Source organism: Psychromonas aquatilis (assembly GCF_038155185.1).
Taxonomy (GTDB): domain Bacteria; phylum Pseudomonadota; class Gammaproteobacteria; order Enterobacterales; family Psychromonadaceae; genus Psychromonas; species Psychromonas aquatilis.
In genome coordinates this window covers 1-220 of the sequence record NZ_JBAKAZ010000337.1, presented here as the reverse complement: position 1 = coordinate 220, position 220 = coordinate 1, and the positions used below count along the sequence as shown (strand labels likewise).

General features: G+C 37.7%; 1 pseudogene. It reads right to left on the bottom strand.

Features of this window, described 5'->3' with window-relative positions:
• Nucleotides 1-126 precede the first annotated feature (126 nt).
• Nucleotides 127-220, bottom strand: a pseudogene (locus tag V6256_RS16515) (nucleoid occlusion factor SlmA); the annotation flags it as partial.

The following is a 220-nucleotide window of genomic DNA, read 5'->3' as shown; positions in this document are numbered from 1 at the left end:
GCAAGTCTGGGTTTTCAACGAGCCAATGAAGTGCATGACTACCCACATGCACTCTCTCTGCCAGTACTTCTGAATCAGTTTCTGCTACCTTGCCTTCTTCTGACATACCTAACTCCTTTTATGATATTATCTAATCAGCAGTTGCTTATTAAAAAATAGCCATTGAGTTTTATAATTTTGGGTAGGTTTTTGTTTAAATTGAGATCGTAGTAACTGAACC